We start from the raw sequence: 25201 nt of genomic DNA on the forward strand, positions 1-25201 counted from the left end.
CCTTGTTCTGCGGTTGCCCCGGATATCAGTTGTTTATCACCAGCCCTTTGGCCGGTGGTTTCAGGAAGACTTCCACACGTCTGTTGAGCGCCTTGCCTTCCCTGCTTGTATTGGGAGCGATCGGCTCGTCGGCGCCACGTCCTTCCACCTGCACCCGCCCTGGTGTCTGGAGGACTGCTTCCATGACGGCGGCAACTGCCTTTGCCCTTTCAACAGACAGGTGCCAGTTGGTCGGGAACCGCGGATTATTGCGGATCGGGTCGCTGTCCGTATGGCCGACGACCAGAATTTCACCTTCCACCTGATCGAGGGTCTGGCTGACCTGCTCGACAAGAAGCTGGAATTCAGGACGCAGCGTGGCGGCTGCGACGTCGAATTGCGCGCGCATGCGCAACATGATCGCCGGGCCCGCCTGCGAAATTTCCAGGCCATCGATACCTGCCAGCTGAGCGGAGACAGTATCGATCGCCGCATCTTCCGGTGGTGGTGGCGCGGGTGGCGGTTTGGGTTGATAGCCTTCGCGCGCCAGTTCGATCGGGCCCGACGGGTAAAGCGCACTTGCGCGTCCCGCGACAACTTCGCTTCCGCTCGACAGAAGAAGCATCAAGGTGACGTAGCCCCCGAGAAGCAATGCGCCTGCAACGGCCGCGACCGACCAGATCGGTACCGAGAACCCCGCCCGCTTTTGCAGGAGTTCCAGGCCACGCCAATGGGGAGAGAGATCGTCTCCAGGCCGCGGGCGAACACGACGCAGAATTTCATGCAGGTCGCGTCGTTCGCGCTCCAGGCCCTGCTGGCCACCCTGGATCGCACGGTACTTGCCGTAAAAGCCGAGTGACAGACAGGAATGCATGACCTCCAGAACACCGTAGTTACGACCGGGATCCTGCTTTGCCTTTTCCAGTAGCTGATAGAACTCGACACCGCCGGTTGCTTGACCGAAGAACTGGGTCAGCATGGAATATTGCGTCCATTGGTGGCGTCCGGCAGACGGCAGGTTCTGGACGATATCGTCTGATGTCGCACAGAGCGCATAGGCGGCGGAACGGATCTGGTCGTCCGTGATTCCGGCGCTCCGCAATTCTTTCTCGAACGTCTTGATGGCGCTGTAGACATCGCGCATCAACTGGTCGAACTGGGCATCCGTCATTGTCAGGTGAAGCCGGCCCAGAAGCAGAAGCAACGGGGCAGCCGCACGGGAAATCGGATTTCGATTGGCAACGCGGATCTGGTTGATGTCCGGCATATGTGCCAGTTTACCGGCCCCTTGTGCAGGTGCGGCCGCCGGCTGTGGCGCAGCGCCTTGCGGCGCCTGGTAACCGCCTGGCGGGGTTCTGAGATCCGGTGCCTGCTGCTGGCCATACTCGTATCCAGCTGGCGTCGGAGCGTAAGGATCACGTCCTCCGCCGCCTCCCCCGCTTTGCCACGGGTCCGAGCCACCGGAAGGCGGATTGTGTGGCGGAGGCGGAGCTGCGTGTCCAGGAGGCGCCTGACCGGGAGCCTGTTGTGGCGGCGGCGCAGGTTGTTGCGGGGGCTGCCCGGGTTGTCCTGGCTGGCCTTCGCTCCATCGCCCGCCCGGATTGGGCATTACAATTGTCTTCCCCTTGCGTTTGGAAACACCAAAGGGATCGTCATTGTCCGACATCAGCGGCCCTCCCGGACGGCATAGAACTCAAGCTGCAGATCCGGCCAGTTGCCGGAGAATTGCAGCCCGATCGCCGAGTCCTGGCTAAATTCGCGCCAAAGCGGGGTCGTCTTGTCCAGCCGGAAGTAGACCCGGTCCGTGAGAGCCCGGATCTGTGCCGGTGGTACCGGCATGTGGATCAGCGGAATACCCGGCAGGTTGGAATAGACGATCTGGCGCATCTGACCGAAGGGGCCAACCTTGAAGAGCCTCGGAAACTCGTTCTGAATTTCCGTCAAAGGCCTGCGGGCAGCCACTTCGATGACAAAGCCCGCCTGCGAGAACAGGTTGCGATCGACAATGGTCGACTTGAACGCATTCGGCGCCAGCTGTTCCAGAGGCAAGCGGATTGCCCGCCGGTCATAACCGGCCGACAGGAACGCCTGTATGTCGGCCAGGACCGGTTTGAAGATATCATGCAGCTTGTCGTGGTCATAAACCGGATAGTTGCGCGCTCGGCGCTCTTCCGTTGCGAACGTTGCAAGCTCCCCCGCCAGCTGCAGGAACAGTATGTACAGCCGCTCCGGATGCACATAAGCGGATTTGCGAAGGTGCATCAGCAAAGGATAAGTGCGGTTGAGCAGCTGCAACGTCAGATAATCGAAATTCTGCAGTCCGCCCCCGGCGGACGTATCGGCGGCGTAACGCGCCAGTTCGCTCAGTTTGCGCTCCACCCAACCAATGACGGAGTCAATCCAGCCGGTGACGACCGGATGCACATGACAGGCAAGTACCGGCGGCGCAAAGGAACCATCGGTTATGACGATGCGATCCTTGATTTCCGTGATACGGGCGACCGGCAGGCAGACCTGACCGGGATGGGGTGTCGAGCGAATCGAATACTGCAGGCGCGGATGCGCAACATCGATCTCCTCCTCCTGGCGGATGGTGGAGGTGGAATCGATGATCGTCTCCCTGCCCTGAATATATCTCGTGGCGGCATCGTCGCGGCCATTGGCGACTTCCACTGCATTGACGGTCGTCTCTGGAATTCCCAGCCAGACGATTTGTCCAGCTGCGTCCTCCGGAACGTCGATTGCAGGCGGCGGCGTACCGTCGGCCGGGAAGTTGAACACCGTTCCGTCGGAGAATATGCCTCGGCCATAGCGAAGCGCGAACCGGCATTGCTGGCCTACGTCCTGATCAATTTCCAGCTCGGAAAAGCCCCAGGGATAGGGAGAGGCAAAACGGACCCGTTCGTCCAGCATGTGCTCCGCGTACCGGTCGCTCTGCTGGAGATGATGAGGCCGCAGAAATAAGCCTTCGGTCCATGCAACCTTGCTATACCACGACATAAAGGTACTGCTCCCTTAACACTTTCGCGCCTTCGCGCTCTTAAAACTGGCAAAGGTCTTAATTCATCAGTCCGGAGCTCTGCTCCGGATCGTCACTGCTCAATTCTTCATAACCTTCGGTAAAGTATTGCGTGAAAAGCCCGACCACGCCATCGTCGTACGAACCGGACAAGGAACTCCAGCGTTCCTGAATCCGCTCCCATAGCTTGGCCTTCTGGTTACCGAAGGTACTCTTGGCGACCTGGCCTTCTGCTTCGATCGCCTTGGGGGAAAGCTTTTCTTCAAATCTTCCTGCAGCCTTCTGCATGGCTGCATAGGTCCAGACATGATGTTTCTGGATGTCCTTGAAAGCAGCCTGCATGGCCTTTGAAATCGGCAAATACCCGTTTTCTTCCGCTCCTGGGGCCAGCATCGTCTGCAATGCCATTTGCGGTGTCGGAGAAAACTTCAGGGCATTGTTCCCGCTGCGCATGATAAGCGTGCGGTTGGCGTTCCGGGTCATGGCTTTCACCTGACTGCGTGCCTGCAAAAGACCCATCAAGTCGCCGGTGATGCCTTGCAATATGGCCCCGACTTCCCTGGCAAATTCTTCTGGATCGCGGCCGGCCAGCGTTGCAGCCGGGATACCGGCTCCTTCGGCGAATGCCTTGATAAAATCAACATTACCCACTGGAATGTTTGCCGGCTCAACATCACCCTTCGCAACCGCCGCTGTGTCTGCCTTCGCTGGTTCTTGCGAGGCAACAACAGGCATGGCCGCAGGTGCAGATTGCTCCACTGGAGCCGGTTGTTCAGGCTGTGGCTCCTGGACAATTGTCGGCTGTGTTTCCTCAGCCTCTGGCGCACTCCAGACAGGCGCTTCGGGAAACGGCGACGCTGTGGGCTCTCCTGCAGGTGGCGGAGCAGATTCGGCCACTGGTTGCTGGCTTGGTGCCTCTGGTTGAAGATCGGGCATCTGGAAAAGCGGCTCAGCACTTTCCTGCGCCGGGGTTTCAGACAGCGCCGGAAACGGAGATTGCGCTTCAGGTTCCGGAAAGCCGAAAAGCGGCTCTGCGGGCGCGGCTCCGGCAGATTGAAGATGCGGTTGCTGGGCAAGATGATCGAGCGGGTCCGCCTGGGCCGGTCGAGGGGCTTCGCGTTCGCCGATGTGCGCATTCGGATCGTACAGCGAAGGATCCGCCGTGCCCCAGCCGTGTCCTTGCTGGCTCCAGACATCATCTGCCGGCGTGCCTATGCCAGGATTGGAGGACGGCGGTGCGTGTCGCCCTTCCATGCCCGCTCCCGGTGCAGCCCAGGGCCCGCCCTGATTTTCCATTGGGTAGTGACCGGGAGCCGCGCCCGCCGGACCAGGCCCCGTAGGCCAGGAGGAGCCTCCGGATGTAGACGAGGTTTGCGGTGCGTCCCAGGGCTGCGGAGCAGCGGCGGCGACTGGTGCAGCGGACATGGCTGGCTGCCCGGATCCGGCTTCCAGCGATACGACGATGATGTAATCGCCAATCATCAGCCGATCGCCGGAGCGCAGCACATGTGCCTTGTCCATGCGGGTCTGGCTGCCATTGAGGAAAGTGCCGTTTGTCGAATAGTCGTAAAGAACGAAATTCCCGCTTTCAAAGCGCACTTCGCAATGCTTACCGGAAATCATCCGCTGGGGATCAGGGAGGCTCCAGTCCAGATGTTCGTGCCGACCAATGTCGAAGCCTCGGTCGGCACAGCTGTATGATAGCTGACCGCCGGTCTCCAACCGGTCAACATTTTCAATCTGGAGCGTTATGCGCATTCCCACGTTTCCTCTTTGCGCTTAGGAAAAGGCTGACGAAGAGCTGCCGACGGTCACCGCAGGCATCGTCCCACCTCCGGCGAAGGACAGCCCGGCAGACAGGCAAGATTTCAGGGCCTCATCCCGTTTGGCAGGCTCAAGTGTTCCAAGCGCAATCAACACAGCTGTATTTACGGCCTTGGCCGTCAGGTCGTCCGGCATGTCCACCCGATGCTCGGGGCTGGGCGAGAGGGATCCGCCAGACCAGCCTGCAGCGAGACCGATCCAGACGGACGCGCTGTCCTTCTTGGCGGCCTCAGCCGCCGCGTGAACCGCAACACGGGCATCTTCATCCCCCTCGCGGACCCAGGTCTCGCTGAGTTTAAGAACCTGCCGGTCATCCTCGTTCTTGGCCTGATCCAAACCGGCAACGCAGTTCATGCCCCACCAGACCGATTCCCGTTTCGGCAGGATATGAGCGAAATAGGCGATCGCCGACAGCGGTGCCTCGCTTTTCTGCAATTCCAGAGTATAGGCGTCCGGAGCGATATCTGTGGCCGGTTCGCTTACCGTTTCCGACAACTCCGGAAAAGTTTCAAATACCTGTCTAGCCTTTGTAAAGCGGATACGTGATCCCATCTGCTCTACTCCGTTTTTTCTCTTGGCCGCATTCGTTCAAGAACCGCAGCATCAATTGATCATTACAAGGCCGCCCTTGAGCTTCAACAACGCACTGCCTGTCACATTGGTCATTGTACCCTTGGCGTTGAGCATACCCGAAGCCACGATATCGATTTTCACCGACTCGATCTTGATCGAGGCAGGCGTCATGGTGATCTTGCTGGCGCCGCAAATAAACTCGATCTTCGTTCCGGCAGTTACCTTCCAGTTCATGCCGATATCTTCGGTCGTGTTTCGGCCAACCGATTCCGTTCGGTCAACGTCGATCTGAGTTTCGCGGCAGTTTTTGACATGCAGCATTTCGTTATTCTCGATAACGGTCTCCATGTCTTTTTGGGCATGAACTCCAACCAGCTCATTCCCTTTGGTGTCGTCGAGCACGAACTCGTTGTAACCGCCGCCGCCTACCGTTGAATCCGACTTGATGCCGGCTTTGTTTTTCTCGCCCGGCAAAGAATAAGGCGGCATGTTTTCCGCATTGTAGACTGTGCCGACGATGATCGGTTGATCCGGATCGCCTTCCAGAAACTGAACAATCACTTCCTGGCCGACACGAGGGATATAGATGCCACCCCAGTTCTTGCCTGACCACACTTGCGCCACACGAACCCGCCGAGACGCTGTCTTGTCGCGGTCCCAGTGAAAGGCGACCAGGATCTGACCGTATTCGTCCACATCGATTTCGCCTTGCCCCACGACTTTTGCCGTTTGCGGGCCGGGTATTCGAGGTTTGCGGGTGATGGCCGGTGTGCGGAACGTTATACTGGAAGGCAGAACGTCATATGTCCCGGTATAGGCTTCTCCCTGGGCCCCACCACCACCGGAGCGATATGCCTCGGTGATGATCCGATGGCTTGCACGCACGATCAGGTGCTCCACGTTCTGCGGTTTGTGGGGATGGTCGGCTAACGTGAACAGCCCCCCCGCAAAGAATCGCGGCACTTCGCCGGCTGTTTCAATTCGCTTGTCCGCAGCCTGTTCGGCTTCCATACGAATCTTGCTGAAGGTGCTGCCCTTGTCTTTTTCGGTGTACCTTCCCGGATAGTCATAATTTTCCAGAGACCCTGCCCGATATTTAGCACCTGCATCACGCTCGGCTTCCAGCAGCGCACTCGGTTTCTCGAAATCATAATCATTGACTGCAAACTTGCCGGTCCGAAACTTGCGCGTCGGAATCCAATGGTAAAGATGCTCCTTGTTCCTTTGACTGTCGCCGCCAAGAGCAATGTAGGGAATGGAGCTGTCACCAACGATCGGGCTGTAGGACGATTTGGCGTCCGCCAGAATCATGATGTGCTTGCCGTCCTTGTGCTCGAAGAAATAGGAAATTCCGAATTCTTCCATCAACCGGCAGCAGAAATCGTAATCCGATTCCCTGTACTGGACGCAGTAATGAATCGGATCATAGGATTCAGTCAGCTTGATCTGGAAATCGACGAAGTCATGCTCATTCAGGACGTTCTGAATGATTTCAGGCGCGGACATGTCCTTGAAGATTCGACAATTTGAGTTCTTGGTTAGCAGCCAGAACCAGGGGCGTAGCGTCAATTTGTAGATGTAATAGGAATCGCGATAGCCCATCCATTTCGCATCGGTCAGAAGACCGTCGAAATACCGCGTGTCTCCATTGTTGGTGACAACCTTCACCGTCATGGAAGTCGCTATGGCCTGGTCAAAATCCAGATCCTCTTTCTGACTCAGAACCTCAAGCCTGATCTCAAAATCTTCGCTGAGACCCTCGTCGCACTCGATGGTGACAACGGAAAGCTCATCCTTGCCAAAGACCGATGTCAGCTCGGCCATTCGGTTAGCTTGTTTAAGTTGTCCTACGGCCACGAAAGATCTCCTCGGAAATAACGCGGTTTTCTGCAAAAAGGCAGCCTGGCGGCTACCACGTTTCAGACACTAAGGCGTTTCCGGCAAAAATAGTGTGCTCAAGAACACACTTGATGCAAATACTTTGAACTTCAAACCCTTTTGTGAAGGAGGAGGCACTTGCCCCTTCCCCAAGTGCGGCTAAAAAACACCGCCTGCTGCTTTTAAATACTAACCCTGCTCACCGACGTCACCCCAACAGCTCTCCTCTTGCTTATTGCCGATAAAACGACATACTGACATCAAATCGCACTTTAGTGACTTTCGCCACACTATTATTCTTATCCATATGGCACGATCCATTTCGAAGCCCAAAGCGACATCGCTTTTGAACACTCCACAAGGGAGGATTGAAATCGTGACCCCTACTGTATTTTCGCTCGACCGGAACAATGCCGCTCGGACCGGCCTTCGCCGCGCTCTCCTGGCTGCTTCCGTTTCTCTCGCCATTGCCTTGCCGGCACTTGGAACCGCTCCGGCTTTTGCCCAGGACGCCACTTATTCGGCAGATGAAGTCAGCAAGCACTTCAAGCAGCTCAAAACGCGTTCACTGAAGCCGGCTGGCGGAACGCGAGCTCTTTGTATCGGTACTCGCGACGAATGTAATCCGAACGCCAAACCGGAAGAAGGCGGCCAGGTCGCAGTTTCCCAGGACGGTGCAAAGACCGAAGGTGGTGAAACGGAACAGACCCTTGTGGTCGATCCGGAAACCAACGCCATCGACGCTGCCTTCAACCTGCTGGTTTCGTTCGAATATGCCTCGGCCAAGCTCAGCACGTCCGCACAGGCCAACCTTCGCGAGTTTGCCAAGGGCATCAATGATCCCGACCTGGCCAAAGCCACATTCGTGATCGAAGGCCATACCGACGGAATAGGCTCGACCAACTACAACCAGCGTCTTTCCGAAGACCGTGCGCAGGCGGTTACGCAGTATCTTGTCAACCTCGGCGTCAGCCGGGACCGCCTGAAAACTGTTGCCTACGGCGAATCCCGGCCGAAGGTTGCAGATGTCAACGATCCGGCAAACCGCCGCGTTGAAAGCAAGCTGGTTCTCGAGCAGTAAAAATTCACACACCAGACATGCCGGACCGGAGCTTTTCCCGGTCCGGGTCTCCTGAACAATAACCGGGACCGATCCCGGACATACCACCGGAATGCATGCCGGGCTGGGGAGCACGAATGAATTTCGATCCGGAAACCTACGGCACTGAAGTAGCGCCGGGTGCTGGCTGCGGGCCGGACCTCTACGACACCGAGCCCGCCTTTGCCGCGCTTCTGGATTCGTGTGAGGAATTGCTGCCGGAGCGGTTCAGCGAATTCGACCGATCCGAGATCGACTTTACCGACCTCTTCAAGCAGATGGACGGCTTCCTGAAGCAGTCCAGAGACTTGAGACTGCTTGTCATTCTCGCGCAGTTCGGCCTGCTGAGCGGTCAAGTCCATACGTTTGCGAACTCGATACGCATCATTCGCAAACTGCTGGAGAACCATTGGGACGACGTCCATCCAAGCGATGCCGACTTCGGCCATATGGAACGAGTCGGAGCGCTCGAATCTCTCAACAACAGGCCCACGGTTGTTCTTCCGCTGGAAGCAGCGCCCCTGCTCAAGACCCGCCGGACGGGGCCCATCAGCTATCGCGCCATCCAGATTGCGGCCGGCGATGCCACGGCACGTCCGGATGAGCATACAATCTCTCTTGGCGCGATTGAGGCGGCACTGACATCGGGCGAACTCGAGCAGGACGCGATTGACGAGATCCTCAAGGACCTTGGAGACCTGCCGGACGAGCTCCAGACTATTGCCGAGCTGTGCACCGAAAAGCTCAAGGAGAGCGGTGCTAAAGCAGCTCCTCCCAATTATGAGGCCTTGACCACTCTCCTGAAGGAGATGAGTGCCGAACTGAACAAGCGGCTCGGACGCCTCTCCCCTGAAGAGACGGAGGCCTCTTCGTCTGAAGATACTGCAGCAGAGGCAGCAGCAGCCGACACGTCGCAGGCGTCTCAATCAGAAATCAAGAATGCCGCCCAGGCAAAACTGATTCTGGATGCTGTCGAGGACTATTTCGCCAGCCGCGAACCATCGCATCCGGCACTGTTTCTGGTACGCGAGGCTCGCGGCCTCGTCGGCAAGTCCTATCTGGATGCCTTGAAAATACTGATGCCGCGCAGGTTCGACGACGTAGCGCTGATTCTGGGTGCGAGCGGTTTACAGCTTTCCAACGACCGACTGATCGACCTGAACGACGGTGGTGACCGGGAACTGGGCGAAATTGATGATTTCGCAGTGATGGTGATCGAAAGCCGAAGTGACGCCATGAAGGGTATTGCGGCGGTCAAGGGTTACTATTCTTCCAATGAACCCACCAGCCCGATCCCCCTTTTGCTGGACGAGGCACAGAATATGAGTTCCGGTTCATTCACCGGTCTTCTCAACCTCTTCCTGAGGCCAGAGGAGGACTGATTCAACTGCCATTACAACCCCTATGTTACCTAGGGTTTTCAGCTTCTTACTTGACACCAATGGCCAACGGGTCCTCAATATTTCGAGAAAAAAATAAACCATCGATCATGTGACCGTGATCACTTCCCGTTCCCCAGAAACGCAGTACATAGATATCAACGAAACGCAGCGCCGACCGAAGTACAGCAATTAGCAAACAAGAGTTGCGCGCTAGTATTTGACTAAAATTGACCTTTTTTCTTCTGGGTCATGAAAATGAAAGGCGAGTACAATGGCATCGAACAGCGGGCAAGGCTTTATCAAGCGCAACAGACCTCCGCGGGTCCACATTTTCTACGAAGATCCGTTTGACGCGGAACAGAAGGTGGAACTGCCATTCGTCATGGGCATCATGGCCGATCTTTCCGGCGACAACCCTGGCGTGGAAAAAGCCGATATCGACGACCGCAAGTTCCTCGACATCGACATGGACAACTTTTCCAAGCGCATGGAAGCAATTGAACCTGGCACCTCCTTCACCGTGAAGGACAAGCTGTCCGGCGAAGAAAACTCCAAAATGAGCGTCCAGCTGCGTTTCAAGAGCATGGACGACTTCACCCCGGGACGTGTTGCCGAACAGGTTCCGGCACTCAAGAAGCTGCTCGATGCACGCCGCAGCCTGGCTGCATTGCGCACTATGATGGACGGACGTGTCCAGGCGATCTCCCAGCTCGAGGAGCTGACCCGGGACCCGGCCCTGATGCAGGCACTTGCTCAGAAAATCGAAGCCGACAAGGCATCGTCCGCCGACAAGCAGGCAGACGGCGACGGCACGGAGGAGGCATAAATGAGCAGCACCGATACCAGCGCCCAGGCAAGTGGCGCAGCAGCCGGCGAAGTCGCGGTTGAGAAGAGCCCCGAGGAGTTTGCCTCGATCCTGAAACAGAATTTCCGGATCAAGAACGAAAACGATACGGCCAATCAGCTGGTTGACAACGCCATGTCGACCTTCCTCGCCGAAGCCCTGTCCGATCAGGCGCTTATCAAGGAAGACGTCTACGACACGATCGATGAGATGATCGCGAAGCTGGACGAAAAACTGACGGCTCAGGTGAACGAGATCATTCACGCCGAGGAGTTCCAGACACTTGAAAGTGCCTGGCGCGGGATCGATTACCTCGTGCACCAGTCTGAAACCGACGCATCGCTCAAGCTTCAGTTCCTGAACATCTCCAAGAAAGAACTTGCAGGCGTGTTCAAGAGCTACCGCGGCGCCAAGTGGGATCAGAGCCCGCTGTTCAAGCAGATCTATGAAGCCGAATTCGGCCAGCTGGGTGGTCAGCCCTACGGCTGTCTCGTGGGTGACTATGAATTCTCCTACGACCCGCAGGACATCACCGTTCTGCGCGGCATGGCAAAGATCGCTTCGGCAGCCCATGCACCGTTCCTGGCAGCGGCCAATCCGCAACTGATGCAGATGGATAGCTGGACGGAACTGCCGGCCAAGCGTGATCTGTCCAAGATCTTCGATACGGAGATCCATGCCCAGTGGCGGACGCTGCGGGAATCCGAGGACTCCCGTTACCTTGGTCTGACAATGCCCCGCGTGCTGGCTCGCCAGCCCTACGGTGCGAAGTCCGACCCGGTGGAAGAATTCGCCTTCGAAGAAGAGTTCGGCGAAGACAGCCACGAGAATTACGCCTGGATGAGCTCGGCTTATGCCATGGCAACCAACGTCAACCGTGCCTACAAGGAATTCGGTTGGACTGTGCGCATCCGCGGCGTCGAAAGCGGTGGTCTGGTGGAAAACCTGCCGACCCACGTCTTTGAAACCGACGATGGCGGTGTGGACCAGAAGTGCCCTGCGGAAATCGCGATTTCCGACCGGCGCGAACACGAGATCTCCCGTCTGGGCCTGATCCCGCTGATCCACCGCAAGAACACGGACCAGGCAGCCTTCCTTGGAGCTCAGTCCGTCTTCAAACCGCGCCAGTTCTCCGGACCGGACGGCAAGGATGCAACGGCATCGGACAACCTGTCTGCCCGCCTGCCCTACATGTTCGCGACCACTCGTTTCGCCCACTACCTGAAAGTGATGGTGCGCAACAAGATCGGTTCGACCAAGGAATCGGCGCAGCTGCAGCGTTGGCTGAATGACTGGATCATGGACTATGTCGATGGTGATCCGGACAACTCGACCGAGGAAACCAAAGCGCGCAAGCCGCTGCGGGAAGCCAAGGTCACTATCGTGCCCGACGAGGAAAACCCCGGATATTACCGGGCCCAGTTCTTCCTTCGTCCGCACTATCAGCTGGAAGGCATGGACATCGGCATGAGCCTGGCGTCCCGCATTCCGCAAGACGGTAATTGATTTCACAAATTGCCGGCGGGGCGGCAGCCTGCCCCCCGGCATGCATCCCACGGGATGCAGCCCGGTTTTCCCGGGCGGAGGTACAAACAAGGTGCGCAAGCGCCTAGGGGTTTGGACCGCGAGGTCCGAGGTAGTTGTCAGGAATAGCAGAGTTTGAGCCAGGAACATTTACCTGGCCCTCAACAACCAAGAGGATCTATTAAAATGGCCGTCGATTTTTATCTGGAACTTGAAGGTATCAAAGGCGAAGCACAGGACAAGACCCACAAGGACAAGATTGACGTCCTTTCCTGGTCCTGGGGCGCTTCCCAGTCCGGCACCACCCACATGGGTTCGGGCTCCGGCTCCGGCAAGGCACACTTCCAGGATCTGAGCATCACCAAGTTCGTCGACAAATCCACCCCTGTGCTTCTGCAGCACGTGTCGACTGGCAAGCATATCACCAAAGGCACTCTCTTTGTTCGCAAGGCTGCCGGTGATAACCCGCTGGAATACATCAAGCTCGAAATGAAGGACATTATCGTGACCAACGTTTCGACCGGCGGCAGTGGCTCCGACGATCGCATCACGGAGAGCGTCACGCTGAACTTCGGTGAGTACAAATACATCTACACCGAACAGAAGCCGGACGGCTCCAAGGGCGCAGCCCCCGAGTTTGCCTGGGACATTGCAGCAAACGAAAAGAAATAAGGCTTCGGCCTGCAGGGCTGCCGCGCTTCGGCGCGGCAGCCTTCTTTGGTTCAGACCGGCGATGCAGACTTTCAACTTTCGAAGCGGCACCGCCACGGTCACACTTAGGAATTTCCGGGGCAGCAGTCAGCGTGGGCTTGGCCGATGGCTAAATCAAATGTGAAAATGCACTCCCCGCTGATGTGGGCCTTCCGTGCAATGGACGACCCAGACTACAAGGCCGCTCAGGACAGGCAAAAAGCAGCACAGAACGGCGCCAACCTCAGGTCCGGTCGGCGGCTTTCCAGATCCTACGGTGTTTCTGAACACACGCTGCTTTCTGAAGTCCGGCAAGATCTGCAGGCGCTCCTCAACACGGTCAACCTCAATTCCACTCAGGACCTTTCCGATTTTCCGGAAGTTGAGAGTTCGATCATCAATTACGGATTGCCGGACCTTTCTGTCCATATCGTTGACAGCGTTCGCATTGATCGACTTGCCGAAGACATCCGACAGGCCCTCATCCATTTCGAACCGCGCATGGACCCGCGCACGCTCAAGGTCGAGCGAGACGACAAGGTCGAAAGTGATACCTTCAAGGTAAGATTTCTCATCAAGGCAGAAATACGCTGCGATCCGATCCGGGTCGCGAGTGAATTCGTTGCCGACGTCGACCCTGCTTTCGGCCGTATCAAGATCATCGGGGCAACTGCATGAACCGGGAATTTCTCGACCTCTACAATCAGGAACTCACCTACCTGCGAGAACAAGGGGCGTCATTCGCGGAGGCCTATCCTGCTGTAGCAGAACGCCTGGGTGGGCTTCTGGAAGACCGTTCCGACCCAATGTTGTCCGGATTACTTGAAGGTACAGCCTTCCTGTCAGCTCGCGTGCAGCTGAAAATGAAGCATGAATTCGCCGAATTCACTTCCAACCTGTTCGAACAATTGTATCCGACCGCGCTGGCGCCCATTCCCTCTCTGGTACTTGCCCGCGTGACGCCGAAATATGGCGACGCGAATTTGCGCAACGGCATAAAGGTCGATCGCCATGCTCCCATGGAGGCCGTCTTCCGTGAACGCCAGGGAGAGGTTCGCTGCAGGTTCACTCTCACCTCTCCTATTACGCTGACACCCCTGGAGCTGACAGCTGCAAAGTATTTGAGCTCAGCTGCGCAGGTCTCCGGTCTCGGTGCGGAAATGGCTGAAGACAGACGCACGCGCGCAGGTCTGTCCATCACGTTCACACACCGCATGTCCGAGGATCCGGAAAACGAGGTTTCAGCCGAAGAAGCCTTGAAGAAACCTGAATACCAGGTGGCCGGCTGTCGGATCGATTCTCTTCCCGTTCGGTTGATCGGACCTCTGGATCTGGCCGCGAAGGTCTATGAACAGATCTTCGGACATACAATCGCGCTCTACATCCGTACCGAGGACGCCTTCGGTCAGGCCAGCCTGCAGCGCCTGCCCGTCGATGCCATCGAGCAGCTTGGTTTCGATGAAGAAGATTCCCTCTTGCACAACGATTTGCGCCTGTTCACCGGCTTTGATCACTTGCGCGACTATTTCAACTTTCCGCGCAGCTTCCTCGGGTTCCGTCTGAACGGCCTGCGCCGGTACCTGGATAGGGTCAAGGCAAAAGCATTCGATCTGGTCTTCGTGTTCGATGAAGCAGAAAACCGGCTGCCAGCTCACGTTGAACGCAAGATTTTCGCGCTTCACGCAGCGCCGGCCGTCAACTTGTTCGAAAGGCAGACTGACCGTGTGCCGATCAAGAAAGGACAGCACGAGTTTGCTGTCATCACGGACCGGACACGGCCACTGGATTATGAAGTGCATGCCGTCACTGAAGTTGCCGCCCACTTCTCAGGAGGCGAGAAACGTCCGGTTGAACCACTCTACAGCGTTGCACCAGACACTGAAAAAGCCGGTCACGAGTGGTTTTATACCATTCGCCGTTTGCCGCGACGCCAGTCGTCTTCTGAAATCCGGCGCATGCAGCCGAGCCACTACATAGGCACAGAAACCTTCATCTCTATCTCAAGCGGAGCACAGGCTGCCGCCCTGCTGCAAACCGGCAAGAAACGTCTTTCGGAACTATCACTGAAGGTATTGGCATCCAACCGGTCACTGGCCGCAGACCTCCCCGTGGGAACCAACCCGGACAAGTCCGAGATTGGGGATTTCCGCATACTGGAGGATATCGGTCTCAAGGTAGATTGTGTTGCCGGCCCGACATCGCCAAGACCGCCGCTTCTTTCCTACAATGAAAGACTAGGCGAACAGGGTCACGCCGGCGCCATTGCCTGGCGGCTCATTAACATACTGGCCTTGAACCATACCGGCCTTGTACACGATGCGGCAGGTCAGGACGGTCGGTCTTTCCGCGATGTGTTGAGCGTCTTCGCGCCACTTTCCGACAGTTCGGCAGACCGGCAGGCCCAGTCTGTTCGGTCGGTTTCGACAAGGCCAGTTGTGCGCCGCCTGCAACAGAAGTCCGGGACAGGTGTCGCCAGGGGTCTCGAAATCACGATCACGCTCGATGACAAGGCTTTTGAAGGGGCGAGTGCCTTTCTGATGGGGGCTGTCCTCGACCGGTTTGTCGCCGAATACGCTTCCATCAATCACTTCACGCAGTGCGTGATCGCAACGACCGAGCGCGGCGTTATCATGAAGTGGCCTCCGCGGATCGGCGCGAAAGGAATTCTATGAGCGGTCCGGCAGACAAGGATCTGACGAAAACCCGTGTTGCACGGGACAAGACCGTTGTGCCTTCATCCTCCCGGAAGGCCCCGGCATGGCCGACCAAAGAGCAGACGGCGACTGCAATCGAGTCTGATGAGAAGGCCGACGCTGACGATATCTGGACCGAAAAACCGCAGGACAACAACACACCTGAGGACGAGACAGAAGCGCCGACCACCAAATCGCTCGCGACTGAATCTTCCACGATCACATCGCCCGAACAAGCTGCTCCCTCGCCTGCCGGATCCCAACCAGAAACGCCTGCACAACAAATCGATCCTCCTGCGGAACCCCCTGCCGAGGGAACGGAAGAGGTGATTGAAGCGCAGACCGAAGAGACTGCGTCTGATCCAGCAGCTGAGGAAGCAGTTCCGGAAACCCCGCGTATCGAGGTGCCGGTCCAGCAGCAATACGCGTCGTTGCTTGCAGCCCTCGGAGACCGCATCGAGAAGCATCCAGGGGGACATGATCTGCTGGCGGTGCTGAGAATGCTCGAAGGCCAGACCGCTCCCGGAATTTCCGAAACCGGAATAAAACCGAAGAACGCCGATGAGCCCGCTCCACCCAGGATCGGTAAAAGCCGGCGCATGATGGAAGACATCGTTCGCTTCGGTCAGGACCCGTCCAGCGAATTCGCCACATCGACAATTGAGCGTGCGACAAAGGACGGTGACGGCGGCCTGGTCTTGCTGGAGCGCTTCCTTGGTTTGCTTGGGCCGCAAGGCGCTCTGCCTTCCGCCTATACCGATGAAGCGATCATGCGTGGGCTCAGAGGCGATGACAGTTTTCCGAGATTCCTTGACCTGTTCAACAACCGCTTCGTGCAGTTGTTCTACCGCGCGTGGGCCGATGCCAGACCGATCGTTCAACATGACCGGCCGGACGACGACCGGTTTCTTGCCTATCTCGGGTCGGCGATCGGCATCGGCACCCCGTTTTACCGGGACCTCGACAGGATCGATGATCGGCTCAAGCTGCTCTATGCGGGCCTTACGGCCCCCAAGACAAAGAGCGCCGCTCGTCTGAAGGCCCTCATCACGGGCGTTTTCGATGTCCGGGTAGAGATTGATCAGTGTGTCGGGACGTGGCTGCATCTGGACAAGGATGATCAGCTCAAGCTTGGAGGTTTCGGGCCAGGCGGTGCCGGGCAACTTGGCGCCGACACGATCGTCGGGTCCAAGGTCTACAGTGTGAGTGACAAGATCCGGATCAGGATTTTCACGAGCAGCCTGGAGGAATATCGGCAGTTTCTCCCGCCAACCCGGGCAAGACCCAATCCCTGGACAGAGAAGCTTTTCGACCTCATCGATTTTTATCTGGGTCTGGAAATCGAATACGAAATTGAACTTGCGCTGCCGAAAAGATGCGCATCCGCTGTCCGGATGGATGCCAACAACTCCGCAACGCTTGGACATATCGGCTGGCTGAAGCCTGCCGCTTCCGGCCCCGACGACGATACTGACCTGGAGGCCGAAGAAGAAGAAATGCTTACCGACACCCGTTTCCGGCCTGTGCGTCGCCACACCACAGTCTACCAATAGGTCTCAAGTCTGAAGGACCGATATTATGAATGACATTACGGTTGAAAAAGTTGTCAACAAGACCAACTCAACTGCCTACGACAGCCTGGACAAGGCCATGAGGCTTACAAAGGATGCCGGTCATCGGCATCTCGAGCTGGTCCACTGGTTCTACTATCTGATCCGCAACGAAAATTCTGATGTATTTCATATTCTGCGCCATTTCGACGTCGATCTCGGCGCCCTGGACAAGGACCTTCAGGCCGCGCTTGCAGAGTTCAAGATCAACCAGACCGAACTTCCGTCCATGTCCAAACCTTTCCGCGAAGCGCTGGAAGGAGCCTGGTTCGTTGGCACGCTGACATACGGCGACTACAAGATCCGCACGGCGTATGTCCTTCTTTTCATGCTTGGCGAAGAGAGCACCCGCACGCAGCTTTTCCAGCTGTCGAAGGCTCTCAACAAGCTCAAGCACGATGAAATCGCGAACAACCTGGACGCTATCGCCGGATCATCCGGCGAAGTGCGGGCGAGGCCCATCGACGGTTCAAGTCCAGCCTCCGGTAGCACAGCAGGCGAACCGGGCGCAGAGCCGCTCGCAGCAGGCGGCCCCGGGGAAGATGCACTCAGCCAGTTCACGGTAGATTTCACAGCTCGTGCGCGGGCAAAGGAATTCGATCCGATCGTCGGCCGGGACGAAGAAATCCGGCAAGTCATCGACGTTCTGATGCGCCGCCGCCAGAACAACCCGATCCTGACCGGCGAAGCCGGGGTCGGCAAAACGGCTATCGTCGAAGGCTTTGCGCAGAAAATCGTTGCCGGGGATGTTCCGCCAGCTCTTCTGGGCACTCGCCTTTGTGCGCTGGATCTCGGCCTGCTTCAGGCCGGCGCGTCGATGAAAGGCGAATTCGAAAAACGTCTGCGCGCGGTCATTGATGCCGTCCATGGCTCCATCGTGCCGACGATCCTGTTCATTGATGAAGCTCATACGCTGATCGGAGCCGGCGGCGCTGCCGGCACGGGCGATGCGGCCAACCTTCTGAAGCCTGCGCTTGCCCGCGGCACACTCAGGACCGTCGCGGCCACGACATGGTCGGAATACCGCCAGCATTTTGAAAAAGATCCGGCCCTGACACGGCGCTTCCAGCCTGTGCAGGTTGACGAACCGGATGAAGAAAAGTGCTTTGCCATGGTGCGCGGCCTGCTTGGTCCGATGGAAGATCATCACCAGGTTCGCATCCTCGATAGCGCTGTGCGGTCGGCCGTATCGTTGTCACATCGCTACATTCCAGCGCGCCAGCTGCCGGACAAGGCGGTCAGCGTTCTCGACACCGCCTCGGCACGCGTCAACATCTCGCAAGCAGCACAGCCAGCCCGGTTGCTGGACCTGGTTGCCCGAAAAGGTTTTCTGGAGACAGAGAAAAAGGCCCTGACCAACGATGCCGAACTGGGCCTGGAGCATCAGGAACAGCTCGAGGCACTGTCCAACGCGATTACGGAAACCGAAAGCGACATCGAGACTGTCCGCAATCAGTGGGAAAGCGAGCGGAAACTGGTAGCCGGAATCCGGCGTCTGAATGCGGCTCTTGCAAAGCTTCGCGGTGTTGAACCTGCGCCTCATCCGGAAAGCGAGGCAATCGAAGATCCGCAGCACGACAAGCCCGCTCTCGTTCCGATCGACGAGATCGAGCTTGAACTTGACGTGGACCTGACCAACGAAGACGCCATTCGCGAAGCGCTGCAGGCGATGCGCACGGAGCTTTCCGAAATCCCCGAAGACGATCGCATGGTCTATGCCTATGTCGACGATGAGGCTGTTGCCAGCATCATTTCCGACTGGACCGGCATTCCGGTCGGGCGGATGGTGCAGGACGAAATGCAGACGATCCTGTCGCTGACCGACAGCCTCAACAAGCGCGTGATCGGTCAGGCCCATGGTCTGGCAATGATCTCGAAGCGCATCGAGACCAGCCGCGCCCAGTTGGGCAATCCGGACAAGCCCATCGGCGTGTTCATGCTGTGCGGCCCCTCCGGTGTCGGTAAAACCGAAACCGCCCTGGCCCTTGCCGAGACCCTTTATGGTGGTGAGGAAAGCCTGATCACCATCAATATGTCCGAATTCCAGGAAGCGCATTCCGTTTCCGGTCTCAAAGGCGCTCCTCCGGGATATGTAGGCTATGGCGAAGGCGGCCGGTTGACCGAAGCCGTGCGGCGTAAGCCTTACTCGGTCGTCCTTCTGGACGAAGTCGAAAAGGCTCATCCGGATGTTCACGAGATCTTCTTCCAGGTGTTCGACAAGGGTTGGATGGAAGACGGCATGGGCCGCAAGATCGACTTCCGCAACACGTTGATACTGCTGACCTCGAATGTCGGCACTGACATCATCATGAATGCAGCAAGTCACATGCTGGATGCGCCGGTTTCCAATAATCCGGACCTCGCGGCAACCGACCCGAACGCGCCGGATCCGGAGAAGCTCGCGGAAACCTTGAGACCAGCATTGCTCGACGTGTTCCCGCCGGCCCTGCTCGGCCGTATCGTGACCATCCCCTACTATCCGCTATCGCCATCCATGCTCGGGTTCATCGTCCGGCTTCAGCTCAACCGTATTGTCAAACGGGTCAAGCAGAACCGGGATGCCGTGCTGAGTTATGGCGACGACGTGGTGAGCCATATCGTTTCACTCTGCCGCGACCCGGACAGCGGTGGTCGCATGATCGACAACATCCTGACCAACGACCTTCTGCCGAAGCTGTCACGTGCGTTCCTCACCGCGCAAATGAACGGCGAAGAACTGAAGGGTGTGACCTTGAAAGCGACGGAAACCGGAATCGAAATCGAGCCGACCAACTGACATCAACCAACAAAAACGCCGGACAGGTTCTCCCACCTGTCCGGCGTTTCGATTCCGCCCGGAAATCCGGCTGATTGTCGCAAGTCCTGGTTCAGCCCCCGATAAGAACGGTAAATTCACCTGTCGTGATCGCGCCACCCTTGGCTGTTGGATCGCCAATGCGAGCCGCAGGCAAACTTCCGATAAGAACAGTCAGCGACCCCATGATAATGGGGTCGACATTTGCCGGCGGTGGGCCGACACACACGCAAAGGTCCGTCATTCTCGCAGCAGGACGCTTGCCGATCAGGACGTTGATCTTGCATGGTGGCGCAATCGGCAACCCTGGCGGAATGGGTGTCATCGGGCACATATGAAAATCGCCCAGGCGGGCAGCTGGTCTGGTCATGGCAGCCTCGTGCGTTGTTCCACTCTTGCCAGAATGAACGTTCCTGCGACAAATACTGGGACCTGGATCACAGTCTGGCGTATTTCAGCGCTGCCGCAAGTCCTGTTTCACTGCACGCTCAAAATGTCGGCAATCACCGTCCGGTATTCCTGCAGATCCTTGCCCCCGACAGACTGCGGTGCTTCCGCTCCCGTCTCCATTTCAAAGGCCAACGGGTCTGTCGGCTCTCCCCTGTGCCTGATTTCGAAATGAAGGTGCGGTCCGGTGGAAAGCCCCGTAGTTCCGACGTAACCAATCAGATCACCCGCCTGAACCACAGACCCCAGCTGGATGCCATCGGCGTATTCATGCATATGCGCGTAGCGGCTGGTAATTCCGTCCTTGTGGGTAAGTTCAATGAAATTGCCGTAACCGCCTCGAACATCGCGATAGGTGACCTTTCCGGAAAAGGCCGCGTGGATCGCGGTTCCCGTGGGGGCCGCCCAATCGACACCGGCATGCAGGCGTTCCGTTTTCTTGATCGGATGAAATCTCATGCCGAACTTCGATGTCAGAACACCTTTGACCGGGACAAGCATGGCGCCGGACAAGCTGACCTTGCCGCCTTCATTCACACAGGCAAAACCGCGATTACCGGGAGCTTTCAGCACGTAGCAGCGAACGGACCAGTCGTCCCCGCGCCGAACACCGGCAAAGAGCACCCTGCCACCGCCACGCTTCTCGTCTCGAGCACTGTCCGTGAATACCAGAGTAACTCTCTCATCTGGTTTGATCGACCGCTTCAGGTCGGTCATGGGCGCCAAATATGCGATTGCCTCGCCCACGATAGAAGCGGGTACGGCATTGCGGACTGCGGTGGCATAAACACCGTCGATCAAGCGATGCGAATTGGCAGGTTGAGTTGCCTCCTCACCCGCGATCTTCTGTTCAACGATAGTCTTGCCAAACCAGGGATCGGCGCCTGCTACATACCCGTCCCCGTCTCTCCCAACCGAATAGGCGGCTGTACCGATATACCCTTCCCGGCCGTAGATCGAAATCTGGACAGGCCGATAATAATCGCCAATCCGGCCTACCTTGTTCGGCATACGAACACCACGCACCGCGATCTTGTCGCCTGCGATCAAATCGCTTTTGTCAAAGTTGTCCCTGACGAATTCCACCAGCGAATCCAGGACTTCCTCGTCGAAGCCTTTGCCTTTCAGGAAATCCTTGAGCGGAGCCGCCTTTGTTACCTCCTCGCGTACTTCGACCCGGCTAGGCCCCTGACCGATGGGACGCTCGGTAAGATAGAGGTTCAATGTGTCCGTTGACGGTTTCAGAAACACCGGCAAATCGGGAGAACCATCGTCCGCGGGCTGCGCATCTTCTTCAACGACTATGCCCTCGGCTTCATCCCCGCCCCCGAAATTGCCGAACTGAAAGTCCGCCTCGCTACCCGGTGCGCGAATAACAAGGTTGCCGTCATCGTCCAGCATCTGACTGTCCAGCACGTATGCGGCAACAGACGGCACCGACGCAGCACCGTCCCCGATCGCAGCGGTTGGCACTGGACGCTCCGACAAGTCAATCCGCCGATTGGCAGCACCATCCTTCAGAAGGACCGGGTCGCCCGCCAACGGAATGACAGCAGAGAGGGCCATGTCGAAAAACGGATCGGCCGGAACATCGAGATCCTCCTCGTTGGTCAACGCAGTGTCATCAACATCCTGTTCCAGGGGTTGGTCATTGGCGGCGGTTTCGTCGGGATCTTGCTGCGGAGCATTTTCCGGAGAGGCGCTGTCCGACACCGCTTCGGCGATATCCTGTAACCCGATTTCCTCGGGAGGTGACAAGGATATCGCGCCGGAGGAGATCAGATGGGCAATGCCGCCAGCAGCACCACCCAGCACCAGGAACCCGATGGCCATTGCGGCATAAAGCACAATGGGTGACCGTTTCGGAGCTGCCGCCTTGGCCGGCGCAGCTCCTGGGTTTGGCGGTGATGTAGCGGTAGGGCCAGCTTGTGGCGCCTTTTGCGACGGACGGATCACGGTCCTGTCAAACTCTGGGCGATGAGCACCCGGATTTTGGTTGTCAGGCCATTGGACCATTGTGAGACCTTAAGCGCAGCGTCGCAGCTGCTCAGGCTGCTGAAAATCAATACCCCGATCATGCCGGATGATTGGGAAAGATGCAAAAAATGCTGTGTTTGAAAGCGCTTCGTCAGGAGCGCGGAAACGTGACCAGCTTGCTCCTGTCCTGTTCCTGCCGCGCGATTGTCCGTCTTTCTTCCGGTTCCATGTACATTTCAGGTAGATCCAGAGTGTAAACGGTGATGTCGGAACTGAGACCACGCAATTGTCCCTTCCAGATCTCAGCAACCGGATAGGACGAAGGCAGTTTCTCGGCGACCGATTGACTGACTGCGAGACGAACCTTGTGGTCCTTGGCAACGGATTCGACCCGGCTTGCCGTGTTGACGGTGGTACCCATGACTGTGAAGGAACGTCGATGTTCACCACCGATGTCGCCAACCAGAACCGGTCCGGCGTTAAGGGCTATGCGCAGGTCCAGCGGCGGTTGTCCGGTGATTTCGCGCAATCTGTCTAGCAGGTTTATGATTTCTGTTGCGGCATCGACAGCCGATTTTTCGGGATGCTCAACCGTATTGGGTGCGTTCCAGACCGCCATGATCGCATCGCCGATATACTTGTCGATATACCCTTGGTGAGCAGTGATCACCTGTCCGATCCTGTCAAAACAGGAATTGACCACGCGCACCACATCCTTATCGGCGAGCTTTTCAGACATCTTGGTGAAGCCCACGATATCGATGAAAGCCACGACGACATGCCGGGTTTCCCCACCAAGCGCCGGCAACTGTTCGGAACTCGCCATCAGCTTGATGACATCCGGGGCAAGGTAGTGACCGAAGAGCCTCACCAGAGACCTCTGCCGGCGCTGCAGGATGCCAACCTTCCCGACAGCCGCGATGATTGTCGCGGTGACGAAGGCAACCGGAGCAACGCCTGGCGAAGGAAACATGCCGAGCTCCATACTGCCAAGGCTCACGCCCAGTCCGCAAAGCACTCCGCCGACAACCACAACAGGCAAGACGACCAGCGGAAGCGACAGGCCTGCGAGCGCGCCAACCACGGCAAAGATCACCGCAAATGCGGGGACGAGACCAGCGGGGGGCTCGGTCACGATCCTTCCGGCGATAGGCGAGCCGATGAAATCGGCCAGTACAAATACACCGGCGGTTTGCGGCTGTACGCGTGGTCGCCCGCTTGGCCCCGTTTCCGCCAGCTCTTCCGGCAGATGCGGCAGGAAACGGTCTGAAAAAAGATGCTCGTCTTCATAGGGCAACAGCCCGCCGAACAGTACGATGCGGCCTTCTGCAAAACGGGCAAGCTCTTGCCTGCCCTCTTCACTTTCCAGAAGCTGCAGAACGTCGATGAGCGAAAGATACGGAACGGACGTCGCGAGGCGGGCGGATGGCACCGGAATGTAGGTTTGAGCGACCTCGGCACCTGCGATACCCAAAAGCGCATCGATCAGATGTGGCGAAGCGGTGAGAGGTGAATGCGGCTCGTGTCGTCGCACCACACCGTCGCTGTCAGTAGAAACGATAACCGACCTGACACCACCCTCACCGGCTGCAGCGGAAAACATGCGTTGAGGTACGCCTATTTCGGTGTGAGCAATGAAGACCCTGCCGCGGTTCTGATAGAGGAACCGCTGAAATGCCAGGTCAAAGCCTTTCAATCTGGCTTCGCCGGTGCTGGGATCCACAAAGCCGTCCGCACTATAGGCAAATACAAAGTCATAGCCCAGCGCCACAGCGCCGGCATTCAGCATGGCTTGTCCGGCCTCTGCCAGAACCGGGGTCATCAGGACCCGAGGTATTGGTGCCAACCGGTCGGAGTTAAGCGCTTTTTGATCAAGACCGACCACGACAACAGGTGCAGGACCTGCCTGCTCCTTGTTGTCCATGAGGGCCTTGATCTGGAACAGGCGGTCTGTCACCCACCCTTCCCAGATGGCCTTTTGAGCGGATAAACCGATGGCGATCCCAGCCCCTACCGCAACGAGTGCGATGAGCAAGATGAGCTGTTTTCGTCCAATGGCTGCGTCCGCGAACCGGCCGCCAAATATCATTTCACGATGACGACAGCGGTTTTCCGTCCAACCTGGACCGGGTCAATGGTGATCGTACGCATGACGACACCATAGTCTGGCGCCTTGCCTTGCAGGAACAGTTCAACCTCAACGGCCTCGTCTTCCGGCTCACGGTTCGGCATGTCGGTCAGAATATTGTCGAGCATGTCGAAGCGCTTGGGTTCACCGCCACCAAAGGAAACAAACACCGTGTCGTATTGATCGCGCAGCTTGTTGTCGAACCGCAGCATCAATGACGCAGCTTTCTTGTTTTCCAGCGTAAGGCCACGCAGCGTGACGGTCAGACCCTTGTCAGCCTTTTCGCTGTCGGTTCCGCTGTCTGCCTGCAAGCAGTTACCCGCTCTCAGAACTTTCTGTTCGGAACCTTCTGCGGTGTATCCTTCGGAAGATACCTTGAGCACACCGGCCTGAATCCTGACTTCCTGACACGCGGAATAGTCCAGCAGGTCGACATGTCCGGTAGCGCCGAGATCGACTACGTCACCAGGCATTAGCTCGGTAAACGCGGACACATCAACACCTTCCGACTTGTCCAGCACCAGCGCAATCGGATCCGCTAGTGCAGTTCCGGCGGACAGCGCAAACATAAGACCCGCGAGAGCACTCGTGGCCTGCAAACTTCGCCTTGAACAGGCATGCTTCAAAATCCGTTTCATGAAGGGCTCCTGATTCCCTGGTCATTCCAAATACGCTCGGCCTTTTCGACGCAGCCCAGCGCTGACTATGGTTCGATATTACCAGAGGATGGCGAAATGAGT

18 protein-coding genes are annotated in these 25201 nt (G+C 57.5%); 9 read left to right on the top strand and 9 right to left on the bottom strand.

Annotated features, from left to right (window positions below):
• Window positions 1–25: 25 nt before the first annotated feature.
• Genes icmH through tssI form a run of 5 tightly spaced genes read right to left on the bottom strand, consistent with a single transcriptional unit; the run spans window position 26 to window position 7288 of the window.
• Window positions 26–1645, bottom strand: a complete 1620-nt coding sequence (gene icmH / locus FIV05_RS21620) for a type IVB secretion system protein IcmH/DotU (protein WP_152510931.1) — start codon at window positions 1643–1645, stop codon at window positions 26–28.
• Window positions 1645–2979: a type VI secretion system baseplate subunit TssK gene (tssK, locus tag FIV05_RS21625; protein WP_055654006.1), complete on the bottom strand. Its 1335-nt coding sequence runs from the start codon at window positions 2977–2979 to the stop codon at window positions 1645–1647. Before tssK ends, icmH begins: the two co-directional genes overlap by 1 nt.
• 58 nt (window positions 2980–3037) lie before the next feature.
• Window positions 3038–4756, bottom strand: a complete 1719-nt coding sequence (gene tagH, locus FIV05_RS21630; RefSeq protein WP_152510932.1) for a type VI secretion system-associated FHA domain protein TagH — start codon at window positions 4754–4756, stop codon at window positions 3038–3040.
• 21 nt (window positions 4757–4777) lie between these two features.
• Window positions 4778–5374 (bottom strand): hypothetical protein, encoded by a 597-nt coding sequence (locus tag FIV05_RS21635; protein WP_152510933.1) that lies wholly within the window; start codon window positions 5372–5374, stop codon window positions 4778–4780.
• Window positions 5375–5425: 51 nt separating this feature from the next.
• Window positions 5426–7288 carry a type VI secretion system tip protein TssI/VgrG gene (gene tssI / locus FIV05_RS21640; protein ID WP_152510934.1) on the bottom strand — a complete coding sequence of 621 codons (1863 nt, stop codon included), beginning with the start codon at window positions 7286–7288 and terminating at the stop codon, window positions 5426–5428.
• A 361-nt stretch (window positions 7289–7649) separates the two neighbouring features.
• Here tssI and FIV05_RS21645 point away from each other — a divergent pair, with 361 nt between their 5' ends.
• The 9 genes from FIV05_RS21645 (at window position 7650) to tssH (ending at window position 19891) form a co-directional block, all read left to right on the top strand.
• Window positions 7650–8354, top strand: a complete 705-nt coding sequence (locus FIV05_RS21645) for an OmpA family protein (RefSeq protein ID WP_168686947.1) — start codon at window positions 7650–7652, stop codon at window positions 8352–8354.
• A 116-nt stretch (window positions 8355–8470) separates the two neighbouring features.
• The gene (locus tag FIV05_RS21650) at window positions 8471–9754 is read left to right on the top strand and encodes a type VI secretion system ImpA family N-terminal domain-containing protein (RefSeq protein ID WP_173013904.1); all 1284 of its coding nucleotides are present in this window, start codon (window positions 8471–8473) and stop codon (window positions 9752–9754) included.
• 271 nt (window positions 9755–10025) lie between these two features.
• Window positions 10026–10580, top strand: coding sequence for a type VI secretion system contractile sheath small subunit (tssB, locus tag FIV05_RS21655; protein WP_022999366.1), 555 nt, complete (start codon window positions 10026–10028; stop codon window positions 10578–10580).
• The gene (gene tssC, locus FIV05_RS21660) at window positions 10581–12104 is read left to right on the top strand and encodes a type VI secretion system contractile sheath large subunit (protein ID WP_022999367.1); all 1524 of its coding nucleotides are present in this window, start codon (window positions 10581–10583) and stop codon (window positions 12102–12104) included.
• Between the two features lie 204 nt (window positions 12105–12308).
• The gene (locus FIV05_RS21665; RefSeq protein WP_022999368.1) at window positions 12309–12794 is read left to right on the top strand and encodes a type VI secretion system tube protein Hcp; all 486 of its coding nucleotides are present in this window, start codon (window positions 12309–12311) and stop codon (window positions 12792–12794) included.
• Window positions 12795–12938: 144 nt separating this feature from the next.
• Complete coding sequence (gene tssE, locus FIV05_RS21670; RefSeq protein ID WP_152510936.1) at window positions 12939–13490, top strand: type VI secretion system baseplate subunit TssE; 552 nt, start codon at window positions 12939–12941, stop codon at window positions 13488–13490.
• Window positions 13487–15484, top strand: a complete 1998-nt coding sequence (tssF, locus tag FIV05_RS21675; RefSeq protein WP_152510937.1) for a type VI secretion system baseplate subunit TssF — start codon at window positions 13487–13489, stop codon at window positions 15482–15484. Before tssE ends, tssF begins: the two co-directional genes overlap by 4 nt.
• Window positions 15481–17058: a type VI secretion system baseplate subunit TssG gene (gene tssG, locus FIV05_RS21680; RefSeq protein ID WP_152510938.1), complete on the top strand. Its 1578-nt coding sequence runs from the start codon at window positions 15481–15483 to the stop codon at window positions 17056–17058. The genes tssF and tssG overlap by 4 nt, the downstream gene beginning before the upstream one ends.
• Before the next feature lie 25 nt (window positions 17059–17083).
• Window positions 17084–19891, top strand: coding sequence for a type VI secretion system ATPase TssH (gene tssH / locus FIV05_RS21685; protein ID WP_152510939.1), 2808 nt, complete (start codon window positions 17084–17086; stop codon window positions 19889–19891).
• Window positions 19892–19982: 91 nt separating this feature from the next.
• Here the strand turns inward: tssH and FIV05_RS21690 are convergent, their stop codons facing one another.
• The 4 genes from FIV05_RS21690 to FIV05_RS21705 all read right to left on the bottom strand — a co-directional run bounded on the left by FIV05_RS21690 (window position 19983) and on the right by FIV05_RS21705 (window position 25099).
• The gene (locus tag FIV05_RS21690) at window positions 19983–20279 is read right to left on the bottom strand and encodes a PAAR domain-containing protein (protein ID WP_077292990.1); all 297 of its coding nucleotides are present in this window, start codon (window positions 20277–20279) and stop codon (window positions 19983–19985) included.
• 107 nt (window positions 20280–20386) lie between these two features.
• Window positions 20387–22204 (bottom strand): M23 family metallopeptidase, encoded by a 1818-nt coding sequence (locus tag FIV05_RS21695; protein WP_173013905.1) that lies wholly within the window; start codon window positions 22202–22204, stop codon window positions 20387–20389.
• Window positions 22205–22484: 280 nt separating this feature from the next.
• Window positions 22485–24368 (bottom strand): adenylate/guanylate cyclase domain-containing protein, encoded by a 1884-nt coding sequence (locus FIV05_RS21700; RefSeq protein ID WP_209009738.1) that lies wholly within the window; start codon window positions 24366–24368, stop codon window positions 22485–22487.
• A 50-nt stretch (window positions 24369–24418) separates the two neighbouring features.
• Window positions 24419–25099, bottom strand: coding sequence for a hypothetical protein (locus FIV05_RS21705; protein WP_209009739.1), 681 nt, complete (start codon window positions 25097–25099; stop codon window positions 24419–24421).
• Between the last annotated feature and the right edge of the window lie 102 nt (window positions 25100–25201).

Source organism: Labrenzia sp. THAF191a (genome assembly GCF_009363335.1).
Taxonomy (GTDB): Bacteria; Pseudomonadota; Alphaproteobacteria; order Rhizobiales; family Stappiaceae; genus Roseibium; species Roseibium algicola.

Bases quoted from the DNA above. Each gene is read 5' to 3' on its own strand.
- icmH (WP_152510931.1), bottom strand. From the start codon at position 1,645: ATGTCGGACAATGACGATCCCTTTGGTGTTTCCAAACGCAAGGGGAAG.
- tssK (WP_055654006.1), bottom strand. From the start codon at position 2,979: ATGTCGTGGTATAGCAAGGTTGCATGGACCGAAGGCTTATTTCTGCGG.
- tagH (WP_152510932.1), bottom strand. From the start codon at position 4,756: ATGCGCATAACGCTCCAGATTGAAAATGTTGACCGGTTGGAGACCGGC.
- FIV05_RS21635 (WP_152510933.1), bottom strand. From the start codon at position 5,374: ATGGGATCACGTATCCGCTTTACAAAGGCTAGACAGGTATTTGAAACT.
- FIV05_RS21650 (WP_173013904.1), top strand. From the start codon at position 8,471: ATGAATTTCGATCCGGAAACCTACGGCACTGAAGTAGCGCCGGGTGCT.
- tssB (WP_022999366.1), top strand. From the start codon at position 10,026: ATGGCATCGAACAGCGGGCAAGGCTTTATCAAGCGCAACAGACCTCCG.
- tssC (WP_022999367.1), top strand. From the start codon at position 10,581: ATGAGCAGCACCGATACCAGCGCCCAGGCAAGTGGCGCAGCAGCCGGC.
- FIV05_RS21665 (WP_022999368.1), top strand. From the start codon at position 12,309: ATGGCCGTCGATTTTTATCTGGAACTTGAAGGTATCAAAGGCGAAGCA.
- tssE (WP_152510936.1), top strand. From the start codon at position 12,939: ATGGCTAAATCAAATGTGAAAATGCACTCCCCGCTGATGTGGGCCTTC.
- tssF (WP_152510937.1), top strand. From the start codon at position 13,487: ATGAACCGGGAATTTCTCGACCTCTACAATCAGGAACTCACCTACCTG.
- tssG (WP_152510938.1), top strand. From the start codon at position 15,481: ATGAGCGGTCCGGCAGACAAGGATCTGACGAAAACCCGTGTTGCACGG.
- tssH (WP_152510939.1), top strand. From the start codon at position 17,084: ATGAATGACATTACGGTTGAAAAAGTTGTCAACAAGACCAACTCAACT.
- FIV05_RS21690 (WP_077292990.1), bottom strand. From the start codon at position 20,279: ATGACCAGACCAGCTGCCCGCCTGGGCGATTTTCATATGTGCCCGATG.
- FIV05_RS21705 (WP_209009739.1), bottom strand. From the start codon at position 25,099: ATGAAACGGATTTTGAAGCATGCCTGTTCAAGGCGAAGTTTGCAGGCC.